This is a genomic window from Shewanella mesophila, from assembly GCF_019457515.1.
Classification (GTDB): Bacteria; Pseudomonadota; Gammaproteobacteria; order Enterobacterales; family Shewanellaceae; genus Shewanella; species Shewanella mesophila.
Genome location: NZ_CP080421.1, coordinates 894,850 through 917,149 on the forward strand (window position 1 = coordinate 894,850; position 22,300 = coordinate 917,149).

General features: G+C 39.5%; 17 protein-coding genes. 15 read left to right on the plus strand and 2 right to left on the minus strand.

Features of this window, described 5'->3' with window-relative positions:
• Positions 1 to 38: 38 nt before the first annotated feature.
• The 4 genes from K0I73_RS04015 (at position 39) to K0I73_RS04030 (ending at position 5,207) form a co-directional block, all read left to right on the plus strand.
• Positions 39 to 1,145 (plus strand): DNA cytosine methyltransferase, encoded by a 1,107-nt coding sequence (locus K0I73_RS04015; RefSeq protein ID WP_220063244.1) that lies wholly within the window; start codon positions 39 to 41, stop codon positions 1,143 to 1,145.
• A gap of 113 nt (positions 1,146 to 1,258) precedes the next feature.
• Positions 1,259 to 3,136, plus strand: coding sequence for a DUF262 domain-containing protein (locus K0I73_RS04020; protein ID WP_220063245.1), 1,878 nt, complete (start codon positions 1,259 to 1,261; stop codon positions 3,134 to 3,136).
• Positions 3,137 to 3,150: 14 nt separating this feature from the next.
• Positions 3,151 to 4,272, plus strand: a complete 1,122-nt coding sequence (locus K0I73_RS04025; RefSeq protein ID WP_220064254.1) for a DUF3696 domain-containing protein — start codon at positions 3,151 to 3,153, stop codon at positions 4,270 to 4,272.
• Complete coding sequence (locus K0I73_RS04030) at positions 4,269 to 5,207, plus strand: hypothetical protein (RefSeq protein ID WP_220063246.1); 939 nt, start codon at positions 4,269 to 4,271, stop codon at positions 5,205 to 5,207. Before K0I73_RS04025 ends, K0I73_RS04030 begins: the two co-directional genes overlap by 4 nt.
• Before the next feature lie 557 nt (positions 5,208 to 5,764).
• On the opposite strand, the gene K0I73_RS04035 is transcribed toward K0I73_RS04030, so the two are convergent.
• Positions 5,765 to 6,565, minus strand: a complete 801-nt coding sequence (locus tag K0I73_RS04035; RefSeq protein WP_220063247.1) for a Crp/Fnr family transcriptional regulator — start codon at positions 6,563 to 6,565, stop codon at positions 5,765 to 5,767.
• A 488-nt stretch (positions 6,566 to 7,053) separates the two neighbouring features.
• Between K0I73_RS04035 and K0I73_RS04040 the strand changes: the two genes are divergently transcribed.
• The 7 genes from K0I73_RS04040 (at position 7,054) to K0I73_RS04070 (ending at position 15,617) form a co-directional block, all read left to right on the plus strand.
• Positions 7,054 to 7,974, plus strand: coding sequence for a DmsE family decaheme c-type cytochrome (locus K0I73_RS04040; RefSeq protein WP_434086712.1), 921 nt, complete (start codon positions 7,054 to 7,056; stop codon positions 7,972 to 7,974).
• 14 nt (positions 7,975 to 7,988) lie between these two features.
• A complete protein-coding gene (locus tag K0I73_RS04045) occupies positions 7,989 to 9,974 on the plus strand; it encodes an MtrB/PioB family decaheme-associated outer membrane protein (protein ID WP_220064255.1) in 1,986 nt (661 codons plus the stop codon).
• A gap of 33 nt (positions 9,975 to 10,007) precedes the next feature.
• Positions 10,008 to 12,554 (plus strand): DMSO/selenate family reductase complex A subunit, encoded by a 2,547-nt coding sequence (locus K0I73_RS04050; protein ID WP_220063249.1) that lies wholly within the window; start codon positions 10,008 to 10,010, stop codon positions 12,552 to 12,554.
• A 13-nt stretch (positions 12,555 to 12,567) separates the two neighbouring features.
• Positions 12,568 to 13,245 (plus strand): DMSO/selenate family reductase complex B subunit, encoded by a 678-nt coding sequence (locus K0I73_RS04055; RefSeq protein ID WP_220063250.1) that lies wholly within the window; start codon positions 12,568 to 12,570, stop codon positions 13,243 to 13,245.
• 72 nt (positions 13,246 to 13,317) lie between these two features.
• The gene (locus K0I73_RS04060; RefSeq protein ID WP_220063251.1) at positions 13,318 to 13,974 is read left to right on the plus strand and encodes a TorD/DmsD family molecular chaperone; all 657 of its coding nucleotides are present in this window, start codon (positions 13,318 to 13,320) and stop codon (positions 13,972 to 13,974) included.
• Positions 13,975 to 13,985: 11 nt separating this feature from the next.
• Positions 13,986 to 14,438: a hypothetical protein gene (locus tag K0I73_RS04065; protein ID WP_220063252.1), complete on the plus strand. Its 453-nt coding sequence runs from the start codon at positions 13,986 to 13,988 to the stop codon at positions 14,436 to 14,438.
• A 321-nt stretch (positions 14,439 to 14,759) separates the two neighbouring features.
• The gene (locus tag K0I73_RS04070) at positions 14,760 to 15,617 is read left to right on the plus strand and encodes an AraC family transcriptional regulator (protein WP_220063253.1); all 858 of its coding nucleotides are present in this window, start codon (positions 14,760 to 14,762) and stop codon (positions 15,615 to 15,617) included.
• Here K0I73_RS04070 and K0I73_RS04075 read toward each other — a convergent pair.
• On the minus strand, positions 15,579 to 16,172 hold the full coding sequence (locus K0I73_RS04075) for a LysE family translocator (protein WP_220063254.1): 594 nt from the start codon (positions 16,170 to 16,172) through the stop codon (positions 15,579 to 15,581). The genes K0I73_RS04070 and K0I73_RS04075 overlap by 39 nt on opposite strands.
• 438 nt (positions 16,173 to 16,610) lie before the next feature.
• Between K0I73_RS04075 and K0I73_RS04080 the strand changes: the two genes are divergently transcribed.
• The 4 genes from K0I73_RS04080 to K0I73_RS04095 all read left to right on the plus strand — a co-directional run bounded on the left by K0I73_RS04080 (position 16,611) and on the right by K0I73_RS04095 (position 22,280).
• A complete protein-coding gene (locus tag K0I73_RS04080; RefSeq protein WP_220063255.1) occupies positions 16,611 to 17,045 on the plus strand; it encodes a hypothetical protein in 435 nt (144 codons plus the stop codon).
• Between the two features lie 195 nt (positions 17,046 to 17,240).
• A complete protein-coding gene (locus K0I73_RS04085) occupies positions 17,241 to 19,100 on the plus strand; it encodes a hypothetical protein (protein ID WP_220063256.1) in 1,860 nt (619 codons plus the stop codon).
• Positions 19,101 to 19,378: 278 nt separating this feature from the next.
• Positions 19,379 to 21,430, plus strand: a complete 2,052-nt coding sequence (locus K0I73_RS04090) for a WD40 repeat domain-containing protein (protein ID WP_220063257.1) — start codon at positions 19,379 to 19,381, stop codon at positions 21,428 to 21,430.
• Positions 21,411 to 22,280: a toll/interleukin-1 receptor domain-containing protein gene (locus K0I73_RS04095; RefSeq protein WP_220063258.1), complete on the plus strand. Its 870-nt coding sequence runs from the start codon at positions 21,411 to 21,413 to the stop codon at positions 22,278 to 22,280. The genes K0I73_RS04090 and K0I73_RS04095 overlap by 20 nt, the downstream gene beginning before the upstream one ends.
• Positions 22,281 to 22,300: the final 20 nt, after the last annotated feature.

Below are 22,300 nucleotides of genomic sequence, written 5' to 3' on the forward strand. Positions count from 1 at the left end.
GGCTAAACTTATTATTTTGTGGTGTAAAAAGCGATTTTATGACGAAACCTTTATTATTCTCATTCTTCTCTGGTTCAGGCTTTTTAGATTTAGGCTTTGAAAACACGGGTTTCGAAATCGCGTTTGTTAATGAATTCCATAAGCCTTTTCTTGATGCTTACAAGTATACGAGAAACCAAATGAAACACTCCTCACCGTGTTTTGGTTATAGTAATGAAAGTATCGAGGAGTTTTTGTCTGGACCCCAAAGGGAGTGGTTTAGTCAGGTTGTAGCAGATGCGAAGAAATCGAAAAGGTTAGTGGGTTTCATTGGGGGACCACCGTGCCCTGACTTTTCTGTCGGGGGGAAGAATAAAGGACGTGAAGGAGATAATGGTAAGTTAACCCAGACCTATATTGATCTGATTTTGAAAGATCAGCCAGACTTTTTTATTTTTGAAAATGTGAAGGGGTTATGGAGGACCAAGCGGCATAGAGAGTTTTATGAAGAGATTAAGCTGCTATTAAAGTCTTCTGGTTACCAAATTACAGATAGACTCACTAATTCTCTCGAATATGGAGCACCGCAAGATCGAGATCGAATTTTAATGTTCGGTATCAAGTCTTCATTAATCGATTGCGATTTAGAAGATACTTTTGACTGGAAAAGCAGACTAATAGCAGATTCTAAGAAATTACTGGATAAGAAGTTGTGGCCAGCAACTGATGACTTTATTGAAAATTCCAAGACTATTTCACCTTTACCGATAAGTGATGAAATGTCTAAGTTGACAGTTCAGTATTGGTTTGAGAAAAATGATGTTGAGAATCATCCAAACGCTAAACACTTTTTTAAGCCCAAATCTGATAAGTTTAAAGTAATTAAAGAGGGTGATAATTCTAAGAAGTCTTTCAAAAGGCTTCATCGCTGGAGGTATTCGCCAACAGCTGCATATGGTAACAATGAAGTACACCTGCATCCTTATAAAGCGAGGCGATTAAGTGCAGCAGAGGCTTTAGCTATACAAACACTTCCTCCAGAGTTTCACTTCCCTGAAAACATGACATTAAGCAATATGTTTAAGACAATAGGTAATGGTGTGCCTTATGTAGCGGCAAAAGGTCTAGCTGAAACGGTTTTGAGTTTTTTGAATAAACATGTTTGACTGGAGCGAATTAACTTCATATTTTAAAATGATTTATTCGAATTTTTCAGTATTTAAACTGCTTAATGTTAAGATGATTTATAGTAATTACTGGCTTTTAATAAGGAACGAATATGCAATTTATTGATGTTCTACAATACTTGGAGAGAATGGTCGGTCTTCATTTGCAACCTATTAATAATTCAACTGAAACAATAACTATATTAGAAGTTGATTATGATAATAGTCGATACTTAGTTAAGTCGAGTACAAATAAAAGAACTCGCACTTTTAGTGAATTAAAAAAAATATGGAGTGTTTTCGAGCAAAAAGGGTATGTAAGTGTTGATCAAGCTTTAAACGGATCTGGCTCTAGTCGTCATCAACCTGAAACGATCTTAGCAAATCTCCCTTTTGTAGAGCACTTCAAATATGAAAAGAAGAAGCACTTATTTCTAAAAGACTCTAGCACTCATGAGCTTGGGACATTAAAAGAGCTCTCCAATATTGAAGCAAAAAAAGTCAGAAAAAGAATAGATAGGTATAGAGATTTTGATATATCTCAGTTTTATATAATTCATAGGGAGCTTGTAAGCTCTCTAGAGAATCGTCTAAATACTGTTTTTACGAAATATCCCGGCGAAAGTGATGTAGACTCAGTTCAAGAAACAATAAATAGAATTAAAGATCTAGAGATCAAGTTATCTGAAGCTGTGGTTAATATAGATTTAGCGGAAGCATATAATACAGATATAGATGATGATTCTATTCCATTAGGGACTGATAGTGATGAAGATAATATTATTGATGAGCAGATTAGTGTAGATTCCGACTTTGTTAATGTCTCAAAAGGAATAGTTCCCACTAGAATAACTCAAATTAGCCCTACAGTATCACTTCTATACGACAGGGTATTACATGACGAAATAGATCTTAAGCCTGAATATCAGCGTAAAGATCGGATTTGGCCTATTAAAGATAGGGCTAGGTTAATAGAATCTATTTTATTAGGTTTACCCTTGCCCGTATTTTATTTTGCGGAAAGGGCTAATAAGGATCCAAAAGCTGATGTGGACTTTGATTGGGTAGTAATTGATGGGCTTCAGAGAACTACAACTCTTGTTGATTTTATGAAAGGTGAGTTCGCACTCAAAGAGCTAACTCAAATTCCACAATATAATACTTTCATGTTTAAAGACCTACCAAGAAAAGAACAGCGTAAAATTCGAGAGTATCAAATTCAAGGTCACCTCATTCAAGTCTCAAACGATAGTGAAGAAATGATAAGAGAGTTATTCCACAGAATAAATACGTATGGAAAAAACTTAAGTTATCAAGAGATAAGATCTGCTCTTTATCCAGGATCATCAAGTAGATTTTGTAAGTACTTTGCCAGTGATGATACATTTATTAACAGCATTCCTGCAAAAATAAGCTCAGATAGAATGTTAGATGTTGAGTATGTCCTTAGAGCAACATCATTTCTTATTTTAGGCTTTAAATCATATAACTATAAAACTAATGATGATTTCTTATGTGAAGCAATGAAAACTCTCAATCAGTACAGTTTTGAATTAGATGGTTCTCCAGAAGACGCTGCTCCAATTTTTAAAGATATTGATTATCGACTTAAAAACTCTTTAAGAGCTATTAAAGCGATATTTGGTAATGATGCTTTTAAGAAGGAAGCCGGAGGGAAAGTAAATAAAGTCTTGTTTGAGCTATTAGTATCTTCTTTTGCCATGATGTCTGACGAGCAAAGATATTTAGCATTAGAGCCAAAAAACTCAAAGTTAATTAAAAGTGAGCTACTCAGATATATCGATAAAGATGTAGATGATGTTGAGTGGGAATCTTCTGTTTATAAAGAGCAGGAAAGAGGGTTTGATTACGCAATTTCGAACTCAACAGGTAAGCGTGTTACAGTTTTGTATAGATTTGCGGCCTTTACAAAGATATTAAATAAAGTTGAATCAATGAAGTTTCAACCGAAAGGTCTGTTGGAAAAGTAAATTAGGGAAGATCTATGATTAATAAAGTGTCTTTAATCAATTTTAAGTGCTACAAGAAACAAGATTTTGATTTCACTAACTTGACTGTCTTTTGTGGCAACAATTCGGCTGGAAAAAGTACGGTAATCCAAGCTTTACTTTTAGCGTTACAGAACAACTTTGCTTCTGAATTGTTACTTACAGGTGATTTTATTCAACCTGGAACATACGATGATGTTCATAACCGAAATGCAGATGACGACTCTTTAAAGATAGAATTTTATCTTGATCAAGGAGCTATTGCTTGGGGGTATGAGGAGAAAGAGTTTTCTTCTACTAAGCGGAAGTCAGTTGATGAGGATCCTTTACCTCTTCTTCGATTAAGCAATGATGAGTTGCGAAATCAGCTAGAACAATTTTACTCGGACAATTTTACATATTTGACTGCTGAGCGCTGGGGACCAAGGAGTTATTACCCTTATTCTACTCAGAGACGCTCTAAGGGCTGGTTGGGAATAAATGGTGAATATACAGCTCAAGTATTAGATAGTTTTCAACAAACAATTCAACGTTTTCATGCTGAAGACCCTAGGCTTCACCCTAATATTGCTGCTGGGTCTACAACTTCCTTTTCTGATAACTTGTTTCATTGGATGGGAGAGATATCACCTGGCGTATTTATCAAAGCCAGCGCATTGAAAGATGCAGATATTGCAACCAATCAATACTCATTTGGTGGGCAAGAATACAGAGCTGTTAATGTTGGTTTTGGTTTGAGTTATGTTTTACCTGTAGTATTAGCTTTATTAAATGCAAAATCTGGAAGTTTGGTGATTATAGAAAACCCAGAAGCACATCTCCACCCTAAGGGGCAAAGTTATTTGGGGAGATTAATAGCTCTGACCGCTCAAGCTGGGGTTCAAGTAATTATAGAGACGCACAGTGATCACGTAATAAATGGTATAAGAATCATGCCTCGCTTATCTAAAGTGGATTGTAAAAATCTGACTTTATACCAAGTAATTTCAGGTGAAGAATCAAGTATTGTTAAGAAAATAAAAGTGGATGAAGATGGGCAACTATCGGAGTGGCCGGAAGAGTTTTTTGATCAGCAATTAATCGATATGGACATACTTCTTAGTGGAAAAGATAAATGAAAACACTGATAGGGATATCAACTTTTAGCTTTGCTTCTCCAAATTTTAGAAGCTTTGAAGAGTTAGAGAATCAATTTAAAAGCTTGCCAAATTTAAGGAAGCTTTGTGCATATACAAAAGTTTCTTTCGAGGTTGCGAATGATATTTTGCACAATAAAGATTTTGGACTTTCAATTAATGAACAGGTTTCTAATTTTGAATATGGAACTGATATAGGAGCCATAACTCGGTTTAGACTATTGTTGGACAGAACGTATTTAAGAGGGATGAATCGTTCGTTTTCGCATGATGAGTTATTAGAAAGAGCTGATAAAGAGCCAAACACCGATGAACGTGAGAATACCATCGTTTATTCCCCATCTTCTTCTGTCAACGTAAAATATTTGTTCACTAATGAAACGGTTTTTTATCAACATTATGAGTTCATTTTAGGTCATTTCCCTATAGACAATAAGAGCTATTATGAAAGAGCTACATCTTTTTTTAATAACCTAGAATTCCACAAAGATTGTTTCTCTACATTAGGACGTGTTACTGATGGTTTTTGCAACTATAGTATCGCATTCACAAAATGTTTGAGTGCTTTAAATGAATGTAGCCCAATATCTATAAGGTCTACTAAAGACAAACTAACTCATATAGCTACAAAAGCTACTTTTGATTGTACCGTGGAAGGTTCCCCTCATAAAAATTTTAGATTTGATTTTGCGATTGATGGGAAAGAATATGATTCACTTGATTGTCAATTTCATTTGAAACCTTCTAAAAAAAACAAGCAAGGGAACAATAGTTTTCATCATAAAAGACTATACTTTGGATTTATACCAATTTCAGAGACGCAGTGGAAAATTGCTGTGGCGGCTATTGGGCCTCATATTAATAAAGATAGTAACGATCGCTATGCGCCCTTGAAAGATAAAAGAAAAAAGAAGTAATTGGGATGAGTTCTTAATTGTCTAAATTTTAAATGTCCAGTTTGGTTTGTTTTTATCTTCTCAATTCGGCCTTTGAGAGGTAAATTGTCAGTAATTTAAATGTCGAGGCACATTCGTCTTGCATTAGCATCGCCAGCGACGTAATTATGTAATAGCTGCTTAGTGTGAGTCACGAATTAAGTTTGTGACCAAATTAGTCTAAAAACAGAGAAAGGCGGATCAGAGATGATTCGCCTTTTTGTTATTCTTTTCCTGATCTAGATTAGATGTTGGATTATCTAATGAGCTTATTTGCGTATTCATCTTAATATTTAGTATGGTTGTTAATAATAAATTAGGTCGTAAAGTCCTATGGTCCTTACTAGTAAAACGGAAGTAAAGTTCAGGTTCTATTCAGTTGTTGTCACTTTTATAGAGGCCTTTTACTATATATGAAGTTCAGTTTTATATCATTCTGATGAATAAGGTTTAATTGTCATTATAGGATGGATTTAAATAAGTAGAAACAATTGATACGATTCAATGTTTTACATTGAATGTTGGAATTTTTCAATTATTTAATTTTTAGTGTTATTCATGAGGATCATATTTTGAGACTTGAATTTTAACATGTTATTAGATTTACATCCGCTAGCATCTTCCCTACCTAAAGGGCAAGGTGAAAGTTCTGAAAATAATTTTTGGTTGACATAAATTCTATTGTCTTTCTTTTTTATTAAGTTTTGTTTTTTTAAGTCACCGAGCATTAAGTCTAGCTTTATTATACTTATATGTAATATGTCGGCTATTTCTTCTCTTGTTAGTTTTATATCGACTCTAAGCCACTCATTATAGAAGTTAATTTCTAATGCCGACAGTATGTCAAATAAAAATTTTATTAGTTTATCTTCAGGGGATGATGTTAATAGAAAAATAGCTAGTGCGGTTTGTCTCTCTGTAAAATAATTTGAATCAAACATGAATCGAGTAAAAAGATTTATATTTAATTCTATTAAGCCTTTTATTAGTGATTTATTAATTAAGGTTAACTCGCTGTCCCTTGCAACTTTTATCGTCTTACAACAAGTGCAATTGTCATCCAGAAGTAAATGATAATCTGTTAGTCGGTTCGGGATGATGGCATTAACAAATTTAGGTCTTGTGTAGTCATTAGTTCGTTTTACATAGAATAACAGCCCATCGTTTAAGTATATGAAATTATTGAGTAATATTGATTTTGGTATAGACTCTCCTTTCTTGAATATTTTCTTTTCTCCATTTAACGTTAAAAACTCAACGATTTCAGAATTCACTTCCTCAGGAAAGAATATAGTTGATTTTCTTTTCATTTCAGAGGTTAACGATATTGCTTGAGCCATTTTACATACCTATTTGTATGATGAGTAAGTGCGAGTTTTTATTGGTTTTACTTATTAACATTACAAATTAAAAAATCATTAAACAAATTATGTTCTTTGTTGTTGTTATTTATGTGACATTGGTCACGCGTTAATTTTAATTTGTGATGAACTACTAGTTAACATCGTGGCATCACTAAGTTTAGTAAGTGTTAAGTAAGTCACATCTAATATCAAGTTGTATATATAGATATTAATGTTTTGACTGCTAACCTTTGATTTAATGGTGTCAGGATGCTTTTTAAGCGTCTAAATATGGGTAAGGTCATTTTTCATGTTTATGAAAATTAAGTTCATTCATTTTTTCTTTAAAATTTTCATCTAATGAATGGGTGTTCAGGTAAATGAGATTATTCTTGTTAGTTAACTTCTGAGTAATAAATTTCATCGGCCTTAATGAATATAGTGTAGAGAGGTATTTGACAATGCGATCTATCTTACAGTTAATCATGTTTATTAGTTGTGGATTGTTTTGGTTACCAAATTTGTATGCTGTGCCTTGGGATAATTTGAGCAGCGAAGCGCTTGAAACCAAGTTGTTAGAGAAGTTTGAAGCGGGAATGTATTCGCCTAAAGGCGCTGATTCTTGTCTGATGTGTCACCGTAAAAATGACAAAGTAATGGCTATTTTTGATGGTGTTCATGGTCAAACGTCGTTAGCTAAATCTCCAATGTCAGGATTGCAGTGTGAAGCTTGCCATGGTCCTCAAGGAGCCCACAACAAAGGGGGCAAAGAGCCTATGATTAGCTTTGGGCATAAAAGTAAACTGTCTGCCAGTGCCCAAAACACGGTCTGCCAAGGCTGTCACAATGATGTTAAGCAGATGAGCTGGCATAACAGCACCCATAATCTTGAAGAGGTTGCTTGTAGCGACTGTCACCAGGTACACACAGCCAATGACCCCGTTATGAACAAGTTGACGGTCAATGACAGCTGTACTAACTGTCACGTTAAAGAAAAAGCCGACATGAACAAGCGTTCATCACACCCTCTTAAATTCAACCAGATGAGCTGTGTTGATTGTCACGCTCCCCATGGTTCGATGAATGAAAGTGCATTAGTTAAGTCAAGCGTTAACGACACTTGTTTCTCTTGTCACACAGAAAAGCGCGGCCCTTTCCTTTGGGAACATGCGCCAGTCACCGAAGATTGTGTTACTTGCCATAACCCACATGGCAGTGTCAACGATGATTTGTTGAATCATCGTGCACCGCAACTATGTCAACAGTGCCACGCTAATGACGGTCATGCGAGTCGTGTCGCTACTGAACCAGGAGTGGATGCATTTGGGGGCGGTAAGAGTTGCTTAAATTGCCATAGTCAAATTCACGGTTCTAACCATCCTTCTGGCAGCTTGCTGCAACGCTAATGGAGAGCACGATGATGTCATTCAGAGTTAATTTAATCACGCTGTCTATATTGGCGGTATCAGGTTCAAGTTATGCAGCTGACTTTGGTGTGGGAAACGCTAACACATCAAACGTTAATCAATCGCAGTATGAGTGTCAGCGGTGCACCGACAACAAAGGTTATCGAGGTAAGGTGACCATATCGGCGGGATATAACGATGTTAACGATATTCATGCTGGTAACGCATTAAGCACCGCCGAAGATGGAGCTATTGCGGCGATGAGCGGCAATGTTCGATATCAAGACGTATCGGGTTTTAGTGGCAAGGTACAAGCGGATCAGCTGGGAATGGATAATGGGTTCCTCTATCTCCAAGGGGGGAAAGCTGGTTTATATAAAGGTGCGCTTAATTACAGCACGTTAAAAACCTACAACGCAGGTGATGTGCAAAGTCATCTATGGCAAAACAATGGCATGCTGACGCCAAGTGCGAGCGTGAACCAATTCGACTTAGCCCTAGAGCGTGAAAAAATCGGTTTAGATTTTGAATATGGAAGAGATTTTTACAAAGGCTATTTGCGCTATAGTCAAGAAGAAAAATCTGGTCATCAATCAAGTAGTGTCGTCACTCCAAGCCCAATTAACTTTGGATTACCGGTAGATGCTACTACTCAGCAATGGGATGCTGGCATCGTCCTTCGTGGCGACAACTGGCTTACGGAGCTAAGTTACTTTGGTAGCGCCTATGACAATGACATTAATGATTTAAGCTTGCCTTACGCTAATGATTTATTTGCGGCTGCACCAGACAATCAAGCTCATCAAGTGTCGTTAACGGGTCGATACCAACTTGACCGCACTGTCATGAGTGGCCAATTGATTACCGGACGAATGATACAAGATGAAAATCTTATCCAGATGAGTGGTAACCCACTGCAAAACTGGGATGGTCAAGTGGACACCTTTGATGGTCGTTTTAATGTGAGTTCTATGGTCAGCAATCGTTTACGCCTTGGCGGAAGTATCGACTACAGCGAACGAGACAATAAGAGTTCTGTCGCTGAGTTTGCCCAGTACAACTTTAATAGTTTGACGGGGGCATTTAGACAAAACACCCCTCGGGATTATGAACGTAACACCTATAAGGTTAATGCCAGTTATCGAATCGCCAGCGGCTACCGTTTACAAGGAGGTTATGACCGTAAGGAAGTTGACCGCAGTTTCAGTGAACGCGAAGAAACATATGACGACAGCTTGTGGGTGAAATTTAATATCCGCGCGTTAGAAAACTTCAGTATCAAGGTTAAAGCTGAACATGCTAGTCGCAGTGGGTCGAAATATGATGCTGATGAGTTCACTTCTTCGGAACAAAACGCATTGATGCGCAAGTACTACTTAGCAGACAGAGAGCGTAATTCCATTGAGTTCAACATAGCTCACACCCCAATTGATTGGGTGAGTGTCGATATTAATACGCGTTATGCCAAAGATGATTATGACGAGACACAGATAGGATTAACTGAATCTGAAGACTATGGTTACGACATCAATTTGAGCTTGCAACTCAGTGAGCACCTAAATGCTTACGGTTTTGCTGGTCAACAATGGATTAATTCGAATCAATCGAATTCAAGCCAAACCAATTGGTATGCAGATGTTGAGGATGACTTCATCAATCTGGGAACGGGTATGAGCTACAACGGCTTAATGGAAGACAAGTTAACGCTTGGTATGGATTATCTGTTCAGCAACTCTAATAGCAATACTTATGTCACGAGTGATATCACATCACCTTACGATGATTACTACAGCTATAACCACAGTGCGAATATTTATGCTGACTATATCTTAAATGAGCTGATGACACTGAATTTAAGCTACCGCTATGAACGTTACTACGACACTGATGCGGCAGTAACCGATGTCAACAGTATCCCGGGGTTAGTGACCTTAGGTGATATCAACCATAACTATAACGCACACCAAGTGATGTTGTCGTTCAGCTACAAATTGCGTTGATACGCATCGTAAATACTACGAGAGGAAATATTAATGGAACGTAGAAACTTTTTAAAAATGAGTGCAGCAATTGGGGCAGCGGCAACAGTCACTGGATGTAATAATAGTGCAAAAGATGCCAATGTTACCCCGCCAGATCTTCCTGATACTGCGGGTGAGACAATTAATTGGTCAGCCTGTTTAGTTAACTGTGGTTCTAATTGTCCTATTAAGGTTTTTAGCAAAGACGGTATCATTACTCGTATTGAGACCGATCATGAAACAACAGATCAATATGGTGTCAATCATCATGCACGAGCTTGCCCTCGTGGTCGCTCGCTGCGCCAACGGACTTATGCGACAGATAGGCTGCGTACTCCAATGAAGCGTGTTGGTAAAAGAGGCGAAGCCAAGTTTGTACCTATTACTTGGGAACAAGCATATTCTGAAATCGGTAATAAACTTCAAGCGATTAAAGACAGTTATGGTCCTGAATCTATCTACATGCATTATGGTACAGGCGCCTACTATGGCTTCTCTTCAAATACCGCAACTTGGGGAAGATTGCTTAATCTAAATGGTGGCTTTTTAGATCACCATTGGGATTACTCATGGGCTGGTGTTTACTCCGCTTGTATGGCTACTTATGGAGACCAATGGGATAGCATAGGTGGTAGTTCATTAAGTGAGATAGAGAACTCAGATCTGTTTATTGGCTTCGGATTTAATCCTAACGAAATTCGTATGAGTGGTAGCGGTGAAGGCTATGACTTTGTAAAAGCGTTAGAAAATAATCAAAAAGGTATAAAAGTTTGGATGGTTGAACCTCGTTATACCGATTCAATGCGCGGGAACGAGGATGAGTGGTTAGCTATTCGCCCCGGAACAGATGCTGCACTTATTGAAGCCGTAATTCATCAAATGATTAGCAGTGGGTGGGTTGATCAAAACGCTAAGGCTTTTTTAGATAAGTATGCTGTTGGGTATGATCGAGCTTCTCTAGTGAATAGCAAGGCATCAATAGCCCTTAGTTCAGATCCTTTCATTGCTTCACATGCTCAATATGTTGACCCTGACCAAAACTATTATGATTACATTATGGGCCAAGGTGTATTTGCTGCAGCGGGAGCTAAAACTCCAACTTGGGCTGCTAATATATGTGGCGTGCCAGAAAACAAAATTAAGCAGTTAGCTTTAGCTATTATGACGGCTGATGCTCCATATATTTCTGCTGGCGCAGGTATCAGTCGCCATGCCAATGGCGATCAAGCTACTCGTGCCGTATACACGCTAGCGATCATGACTGGAAAAATTGGCAAAGCAGGTGTCAATAGCGGTGCTATGCCAACAAGTTACAGCTTTGGGGTTGCTGGAATGCCCAAAGGCTCGAATCCAGTCGATGTCACCATTCCTGTATACACTTGGTCAGACGCAGTAGTGAGAGGTAAAGACTTTAGTGGCACAACAGATGGTGTTCGCTTTAAGGCGAGTGGAAGCCAAGAACGGTATGATAATAATCCTGCACAATTAGGCACAAATATTAAGGCTATTATTAACTGTGCTGGGAACGCGCTGATAAATCAACATTCTGATAGTAACGGTACAGCCAAAATACTTGAAGATGACAGTTTGTGTGAACTCGTCATTGTCAGTGATTGCTGGATGACGCCTTCTGCTAAATTTGCGGATTACCTGTTACCTGATAGCACTTGGCTTGAATCTGTCGACTACGCAAATGATTCTTACGCGTCAGGACAGATGGCTTACGCCACCTTCATGAGTACATCGTTAAAACCTTTGGGTGACGCGCAATCAATGTATGACATCTGTGCAGGTATTGCAAAAGCGATGGGTAAAGGAGCTGAATTTACTGAAGGATTATCGGGTCAACAATGGTGCGAAAAGCTGTATCAACAGACCAAGTCAATGAATACAGACGTTGATATGCCAGACACCTATGAAGAAGCGCAAAAAATTGGTGTTTTTCGTAAGTACATGTCTTCACCTGTCATTGCTTATCAGTCTTTCATTCAAGATCCCGTGGCCAATCCAAGACCGACTATTTCAGGGAAGTTTGAGATTTTCTCTGTGTCACTGGCTCGTAAAGCGGCAACTTGGTCTTTACCTAATGGGGATAAGATCACACCACTGCCTCAATATGTGATCACATGGGATGGATATGAGGATCAAGACAGTATTGATGCTGGTTTCCCATTACAACTGTGTGGTTATCACACCAAAGGCCGTACTCACTCTAGTTACCATAATGTTGCTTGGTTACGAGAAGCCGTTGAGGATGCTGTTTGGATGAACCCCATGGACGCTGCGGATCGTGGATTGTCAGATGGAGATACAGTGCATGTGTACAACGATAGAGGCTCAATGGAATTACCTGTGAAATTGACCCCAAGAGTAACGCCTGGTGTTTGCTCTTTAGGACAAGGTGCTTGGTACAAGCCTGATGCAAATGGAAAGGTCGGTCCTTCAGGACATATTCTAGATGTAGGGGGCTGTATCAATACTATAACTAAATATCATCCTTCACCTGTAACGAAGGGTAATCCACAACATACCAATCGTGTTCAGGTAGTTAAAGCTTAAGGGGTAAGTAGAAATGACACAGGAAACTCAATTAGGATTTTATTTTGATAGCAGTAAGTGCACTGGTTGTAAAACTTGCCATATTGCCTGTAAAGATCGAATGGTTGGTAAAACCCGTAATAAAGATGACGTGACCAATAGCGGTGTTTCACCTTTACCTGGGATGCTATGGCGTAGAGTCTATGAATACGGAGGCGGTTCATGGGAGCAAAATGGCGATAGCAGTTATGAACAAAACGTTTTCGCTTACTATGCCTCTATAGGGTGTAATCACTGCTCTGAACCCGTTTGTGTAAAGGCTTGCCCAACAGGGGCGATGCATAAGCGTAAAGAAGATGGTTTAGTGTTGGTTGAAGAATCTTTATGTATTGGTTGTGAGAGTTGTTCACGTGCTTGTCCTTACGATGCGCCTCAAATTGATCTTGAGAGGAAGGTGATGACTAAGTGCGATGGATGTATTGATCGCTTAGCAGAAGGGAAAAAACCTATTTGTGTTGAAGGGTGCCCTTTACGCGCATTAGATTTTGATACGATGGTAAACCTCCGTGCTAAATATGGTAATGGTGATGGTCATTTTGCTCCGTTACCTTCAGCTTCAATAACTTCACCTAATTTAATTGTGAAAGCGTCTAGAAAAGCGCAGCCTTCAGGTGCTGGGAATGGACGAATTTTAAATATTCGAGAAGTTTAAATAAGTTGAATAGGGTGTGAGACTCATCTTGCACCCTATTATTTTTTCATCTGCAAAGCGACTGTGAACAATATGAATAATGAAAAGCTTCAAGATATACAGGCTATTGCAAACGTTATGCACTCAGTGTTGACGGTTTATCCTGAGTCAGATCTAATAAATACTTTTAAAAGTAATAGTATAGGTGAAAGTTGGCCTCGTTTATCCAATACTGATAGAGAAAGAGTTGGGTTGGAACACCTAATTTCTTACATTGAAAGTTGGGCAAATAATGAACAGGAAATTATTCAACTAAAACTTGACTATGGAAACTTATTCTATGGACCTGGAACCCCGATAGCACCGCCATGGGGATCGTCTTATACAAGTGCTTCTTTACTACTAAATGATAGCAGTACCAAAGAGTTGCAAGAATTTTATGCTGCTCACAATATAAATATTGCCATGAAGAGTAATGAACCAATCGATCATATTGGTCTGATAATGGCAGTGCTCGCTTTTCTATTTGAAAAGTTGCAAAAACAATCAGAAGACGAAAGGCTTAAAAAAGTGATAACAGAGTTGCTTGCGGAGCATTTACTCCCATGGGGAGATAGGTGTTTAGAGCTAGCTTATCTAAATGCTGAAACAGAATATTTTAAAGGTATTTCCCTTATAGGAAGAGATTTTCTTTTATATATAAGAGATTTATTTAATGTTACTCCTAGGGCTGTAGCTATTTATCGCTAAGTGGTAAATCAATGACTTTTGTTCGTTCAATTATTCATCAGTGGAATAAAGCTCAATTAGGGCATAGCCTACAGTTGAGCTTGCAAAGTTGTGAACAAGTAAAGCAACTATTCGGTGGGGCGACAGAACTAAGTACCGTTGCAAATGTAATTGTTGCATTGGTTTATAGTGAAGGTGAGCCTCAATGGCTTACTAAAGTTCAACATAATTTAGAAACGCCGTTAAATGAAAGGTTAGTTCTCAATTGTTTATTCACGAGCAGCCATCTTCTGTTTATGAAAGTGACTCAAAATCTTGAGCTAAGCCAAGCAGAAAGACTTGTTTTCACCCTAGTGAAAACGTGGGTCTTAAATCATGATATGACACAAGAAAGCAATGAAATATGTAATGTTATTATTAAGGTTTGTTGCCAAGTTGATGCCCTTGCATCCAAAAAAAGAAGCCAGTTAAAAAACATGTGTTAACCTGATTTTGATGTTGTTTAGAAGACCATGTATGGCATATAAGTAGTAGTTCTACTTAATATCTGCTTACCACCATTTATATACGGAACTGCCCCGAGTCTTGTGGAGAAATTTCATCATAGCTTTTAGAGTAAATTGTGTAATGTATTGATATTACACATGGTGCACTTCGGAGTTGAATTCGCGGCTAGTTGGTTTTAGATTAAATTGATTTAATCAAACCGTATTACGCCTATTCACTTGAATCTCATAGAATATCTTTGGGAATTTACCGGAATGTGGCCTTAGCACTCAAAAAGACATCAAGGATATCTGTTGGCAATGAACGATCCAAGAAAGCCTATGTTTTGGCGAGACTCACGGATGCCCTATGTGGAGCTTCGAGTGGTTGGTGACGGGCGAAAGGTCTGTTATGCCCCACACAGTCATAGCCAATGGTCCTTGGGAGCGATCGTTGAGGGTAACAGCACGTTTGTCTACCGAGATAACCAATATAAGGTCAGTGCTGGAACTCTGGTAATCATGAACCCAGAGTGGATTCATGCTTGTAATCCGATCGATAACCAACCTTGGGGTTACCTGATGCTGTATATCGATACCAACTGGTTAACCAATCTACGATATGAGATTGGTCTTTTAGATACTCCTTGTTGGCAGGATATTTCCACGGCTATCCTATCAAGCCCTGAATGGTACGCAGGCTATTGTCGGGTGGCAGAGTGTTTGCTTAGAACAGATAGTGAATTGTTGGAAAAGCAAACCGTTGTGGTTGAGTACCTCACTGCCTTGATGTTCGAATTAGCTGACCAAGAGGTGGTATCGCAACCCAAGCCCCCCGATAACTTGCAAGTGTTGGCAGCCTATTTGAAAGAGCATGCTATAGAGGAGGTGTCCTTGGATACGTTGTGCGAGATCTCCGGTTATAGCCCAGGTCATCTTATCCGCACATTTAAACATTACTTTGGCTTCACCCCGCATGCGTATCTGATTAACTATCGAATCCAGCGCGGACAACATGAGCTTAAACAGGGTATCCCTATTGCGGAAACGGCTTTTAACACCGGGTTTGCCGACCAGCCGCACTTTCAACGCACCTTTAAGAAATTGCTGGCTGCAACACCGAAGCAATACCGACAGTCATTACTCAATCAGCAGATAGATACAACTGGCGGCGAGTAAAAAAGCGAGCACTCGGTTCAGCGTAACCAGTACTATAGGGCGTTGAACGTATCGACGTAGGTAGACTCCAGCATAAACCCAACAACTCAGAGATAGCCAGCAGATTGGCATATATAGCGTCGCAAACACGATGACCTCATGTAAGTCGTGACCACTGGTGTAAGCTCCAATGCCCGAAGCTGATGCCAACCAGGCTTTGGGGTTGACCCACTGCATGATAACGCCGGTTATAAACCCTGGTGCTTTGCGTTTTTCATCTTCTGGTAGGCGTCCATCATCACGAAACAGCAGAAAACTAAGATAAAGTAAAAATGTAACGCCGGCCCAGCGTAAGAATGCATTAAATCCAGGTACCACTGACAGCACAGAATATAGCCCCATGCCTATGGTAATGAACAGGGCTATGAAGCCTAGGGTTGCACCTGTGACGAAAATTAACCCTTTGGAAAGGGGATAGCGGCTGCCGCTGCTTAGACACACCAGATTTACGGGGCCTGGTGAAATCGATGCGGCTATGGCAAATGCAATCATTGGTAAAATTAATGAAATTGTCATGTTTCTTCTTTGTGTTTATTGGATTTTTCAGAAGTTTGCGATAGCGTCAGTGTGAAGTATTGAACAAAATTGCGGTGACGCTGTTCAGGGCGGTGAGATGTCGATTACATACTATGTCTTGGGTAAAACCAACAAGGCGATATGCACGACGTGCGTATGATTGTTTGATGATTTATCGAAAGGTAGGAACAATAGGCGCAGAGTAGATTTTTTATGTGTAATAACTGGTGTTAGGCAGTTCTATAACAGTCTTGAATGGATTAGCCGCGCTGAGAAAACAGCTCGAAGGTTTGGATAAGACCTATGACATACGGATAAGACCTATGACATACAGCATCCTTCAAAGAACTGATTGCGCCTTATGAGGCGACTTTAGCTGAAATTGAGTCGTTGTATAGCCATCTTCAGCATGATGAGGTAGCAAATCAAGATTTAGAATTGGCTGAGGTTATTGAGCTTTACCCACAAAATATAAGTCAGCTAGCCTGTTTATATCGCCAGTTTTATCGGCCTCACCAGGTTGTTGCGCTAGCTGAGCGTGCTGTTGAACTGTCGAGTTCACTGGTGCTAGCAGATTGTTTTGCACATCTGTACTTCACATTACTTCAGTGTTTCTCAAGCGTGCATGAGTTAAATAGCTGGGCGTTTGATTTAGAACCATTGAGTAAACAAATGTTGGCGTTTTCTGAGGCAGGTTATCAAAGCAATCCTCCATTATGGTCTGAAGCTTACGCGTGGAATTTAGCGATTCTGGCTTTTTGCATTACCGAGCCATCACGGGAAAACCAACAACGTCACAACTATAAACAAAGCTTCTCAGTCTTTGAGCAACATGAACTGGCCATTTCGCAAATGTGGCAGCAAGTAGATTAAAAGTATGACTTAATTAGCGATCACTCTCTGTGATTTGCTTTGAAGTCTCTATTGGCTTTGGTAATGAATTGTGACCTCTTAAGTCACACTTTTCTGATCTGGCCGATTCTGCTTGTTAAAATATGGTTTCACTTTTCTCTAGCTCTGGTTAGTATATTAACACTGCGTTTTTAATGGATTAAGTGGATTTAATGGATGTCCCTTCACAATGATGTATTAGAAAATTGTCTACCGTTTATTATTGGTGTTACTGGACATAGAGACATACCAAATTCAACCAATTCAGAACTGCAATCACCCTATAAAGATGATATTCGCCAAGCACTGCTGTATTGGCGTGAGGTGGTTGGCCCTAATACTCCCATTTGGCTAATGACTGGTTTGGCTGCTGGCGCTGATTTACTCGCCGCTGAAGTGGCGCTAGAGATGCAACAATCGGCTGAGCTTGGTGCGTTTAAAGTTATTGGCTGTTTACCCATGCCCTTAACTAACTATCAAGCAGACTTTAAAGGGCTTAGTTATGCCCCTGACGCCCTTGAGCAACTGAATACCGTTATTGCAGCGCTTGAGTTAAGCAATAATGAACTCATTGAAGTGCGCCATAATTTGAACAAAGATGATTATGAAGCAGCCATTGTTGACCGCTCCTATGGTGCGTTACGCAACAGCTTATATCTTAATCAAGGCCTTTTTATCTCCAAATACAGTAATGTATTACTGTCGTTATGGGACGGTAAACCCTCACTGGGTGCTGGCGGTACTGCTGATGTTGTGATGTACAAACTTGGGGCCGAAGTGACATGGCCGCAAGGAACTGAAAATCCAGCTTTGCAACCCACTTCTGACTTTGATGGTCAAACCTCAGGTTTAGTACATCACATCTGTGTTTCTCGGTTGACACAAAATGAATCGACTGATGTCGATCCTGCATTTGAGTTTATCGAGCATAGCCAAGGTAATACTGGCGTATCGGTTGGTAACTTGTATTCAAGCTTGCGTAAAAGCGAGCAAAGTGACAGTTACTTAAAAGACTTCTTATCTAAGGAGTTTGTTAAGTTAGTAGCTGAATTGACAGTGCATAACACTAAGGCTCGTCAACACAGTGCAGAACAAGCAATTGACGAAAGTATGGGTCTAAAAGCCACGGCTCCTATCTTTAAAACTGCCGATGCACTTGCATTAGCATCTCAAGCTGAATATCGAAAATTCGTATTAATGTTTTTTTTACTGGCTATACCTGGGTATGGCTTATATGAAATTGCTGGAAACTGGGTTAACTCTGAAATCGGTTTGGGCATATTTGCATTGATTTTTTTGGTGATTTTAAGCTGTTGGTGGGTCATCAAACAGACGGCCAGAAAAGACATGAAATGGAATTATCAACTTGCTCGAGGCGTAGCTGAGGCAATGCGTATTCGGGGTTTTTTGAATATGGCCGATATTGACCCTTCATCTACAACGCTTATTCCGCGTCGTTTTAGGTTACACCTACCTTTGCTCAACCATGCAATTAGTGTCGCAGAGCTGGACTGGTGGCGCCATCAAGCTCCATTTCAGCGACAAGATATCGAACAAAAGTGGTTGCGAGATCAACTTGGCTTTTTAAGTTCAAGACTCCAATTAAGCGCGAGCTCATTTAAAGAGCTTATTTATAAACGTCCGAGGTATGCCGCCAGTATGGCAAACCGATATGCTCGACGTTTTTTTTATAGCTCTATTGGCATTGGTATTGTACTGCTGGTGTTGATGTCGCTGCAGCTAACAATGCAATTAACGATATTCACTCAAGTTAACGAATGGCTGATGTTGATACTTCAATACAGCTTAATGATGGCGGGTTTGATTATGTTGTGGAGCGAGCTCGCAGGTTATGAGATGACCGCAAAAGGCTATGAAAGCCTTGAGGACTTATACCGCCGAGCGTTGGTATTACTAGAAGGCCAGTTAACGCCGTCAAAAAAACAAATGTTATTAGATCTAGCGAGAGAGGCCATGTTTGAACATGTCTCTTGGACAAGTTCAGAGATGAATAATGATTTAAAGCAAAAACAATAAAATATCTGAAGTCGTAGGAAATAGAGACAATGAGTTCACCAATATTAGGGCGTTACCCCACTAAAACATTAGCAGAAGTCGAAAAAACACGATCCAAGTTAGCGGTAAGTAACGACTACCAAGTTGAGTGGCACAATAGCCATGAATTTGATTTGATATGTGAAGACGAAGATATCCATCTGACCATTGATATACATCAAGACAAGGTGACAGCAGTTATTCCGCTGCAGCATAAAACTAATATCGGCCACTTTATTACAGTAAGCCTAGACCACACAGTGCAGGTGTTTAAATTCTATGGTGAGCATGTTGCTAGTCTTGATGAGCATGACGATGTGATTATCGGTGTGTTTGAGCTTGCAGATGGCAATATAGCAACTGCAAGTAAAGATGGCAGTTTACGTTTTTGGAATCCGAGATCGGGCGCCTGCTATTCAACGATTGAAGCGAAAATTGACAATCTTGACTCAATACAATTCTTCGTTAACCAAAAGCAGTTAGCTATCAGTGAGCCAGAAGGTATCAGCATTTTCCGTTTTTCTGGCGATCAAGTTGTACAGTTAAAAGGGCAAAAAAAGCCGTTAAAGTCCCTTTGCCAGCTAAGTAGTGGTAATTGGTTAACTTGGAGTGACGGTGAAAAACCAACACTTTGGTCGGACTCAGGGCAAAGTTTAAAGCGATTTAATTTTAACTTCTCATTTGAAAATGGTTTCATTGAGAAAGTGGCAGAACAGCAATTGCTGATTAAAAACGCTAATGAGCAAGTCTCATTATGGCAAAACGATGGCACACTAATTGATTCGCATGTTAACTCCGCTGAAGTCTCTGACTTATTTGCCGCTTTATCAAAAGCATTAACCCAGGTTGAACAACATATTGAAAAGCAGCCAACAATTAACCATTACCCTCATTTAAGAAATTTTATCGGTAGCAATGAAAGCAAAAGCGTTTTAGTGCCCGCTCGGGAACTGGAGTCGCAAAAGCTGAATTTTGACAATGATGCCAAACAAAAAGAGATATGGGACTTTTTTAATCGTCCTATTCCGCGAGAACTGACCACTGCGATGAAAAGAGAGGTGAAAGCGGCTCGTTCGGCAGAAAAAGTGCTTAAACAAAAAATTGAAACAGCACAAGAAGCGCAGGAAATTCACAAGAAAAAGCGTGGCTTTAATAAGATTATTAGCTTGGTGATGCTGTTTTTAACCTTAGTTGTTGCTGGCGTTGGTGCCGTTTTATGCACAGGGGAAAATGCACCAGACTTGTTTAATCAGTTGGCGGGCGATTATGTTTCTGGATTCAGGCCTCTTAAGCTCGATGTCGTTATGATCATTTGTGCTGGGGCAGCAGGTCTGCCGTTGTTATTGTGTTTGATCTTCTTTATGAAAAACCGAAGTCAAAAAACATTGCAGCTTTTGGAAACCGGAAACTTAACGCTACTTAATGCACTTTTACCCGAGTATTGTCAGCTAATTGATAAGGTAAAAGCCCATCGTGCTCAACTATGGAAGAGTGTACCGCTAAGAAAGAATCGTAATCTCTATAGTGGTGAATCTGTTAATGCGACCATACAAAGTGTTATTGAAAATGAGATCGAAAAACAAGCCCTTCATAGCTGTGGTCTAGAAAAAGAGGATGTTATTTACTCAAATCACGAAGCCATTGTATTAAGTGATTGGGCATTGATTCAGTCTGATGAAAGGCGTGCTCCAGCATTAACTAAGCTACATGGTGAAAATGAATTTAGTTTCTGGGGAGATAAAAATGGATCATTGGTGTTTGCCGTTCAATATATCCAATTTATTTTCTTAACCGCAGACAAAATTGATCTGTTTACCGGTTTTTATGACTTTATTAACAAAGAATTAAGCGGTAAATCGTCAAAAAGTTTCTTCTACAAAGATGTGACCACAGTTAATAAGGACGATGTGGAGCGTCAAACTGGCATTGGTAAAAAGACGATTTCGGCAATAGACGTTAATCTCGTTGTGAGTAGTGGCGATAAGATTCGGTTAACTATTCTTACTCAAGAAAGTTTACGAAGTATTGTCGAGGCAGCTAAAGATAACGAAGAGAAAGAGAGAGTCAGCAACCATTCTATCTTGAAGGCACTGGAAGCAAGAAAGAAAAGCATTCTTGAAGACACAGACATGGATGATGAGGAACGTGAAGAAGAGTTAGATGATATTGAAACTCAAATTAAATCCATGAATAAAGATAATGCGGCTTTAGATAGCGAGATCTCAACTAATAAAGCTGAAGAGGCAATTAAGAATATCCGTCATCAACTCAAGCTGCATAAGCAGGAACGCAATGAAGAACTTGTTTCTTAGTTACAGCTCAAAAGATCGTGCGCTTGCCTTGTCACTCAAGGCAAGTTTAGAACGTTGTGGTCATCAGGTATGGTTTGATCAGGAAAAAATTGCGGGCGGCGAACATTATGCCGCCCGCATTCCTAAAGGCTTGAATGACGCAGAACTGTTTTTGGTACTGTGTACAAAAAACTCTATGGGTGATGCGCGAGTTAATTACACTGGCTCGAGTGAAGTGATAAAAGAAATTGAGCTGGCTTTGCAGTTTGGTTGTCGGGTGTTGCCATTAAAGGCTGACGATACGCCAAATACGGCATTTGATAGCGCTTATCAATATCACATGTCGACATTACAGTGGATAGATATTTGTGCAGCGGTAGCACAGAATGATTTCACCACTGTCATCGCTCAAATATTGGCTGATAGCAATACAATGCCCCGCGAGTCACTTGATGCGCAATACCTTAAACAAGCGACTGGAGCGTTAAAAACAGCCAATCCAGAGGCTGCGTTAGCCATCTTAGAGCATCACCATTTTCAAGCCGATTCGAGAGATGAAGCAAAGTATTTACTCTTGATGGCTAGGTTACAAATGAGGACCTTCAAGCGGTTGTCTAAAAGCCAAGCCGATACCTTTGTTACTAGTTTTACTCACTTGCTTTATACCGATATGGCGCCGGCAGCGGCCTATAGCCTGGGAGCGCTTTCTCGGCATTATTATCAAGAGAATTTTATTGCGGATGCAACACCCGGGTTTAATCAGTTGAAAGCGATTGGTCAAAGCAAAGGTCGAGTGAAAGCTAAGTATAAAAAGACAGTGGAGCCGATTTTACCTGCGGGTAATCGTTTCTCTCTGGATTGGGACTTCTAGTCTGATAGTGTATATGTGCT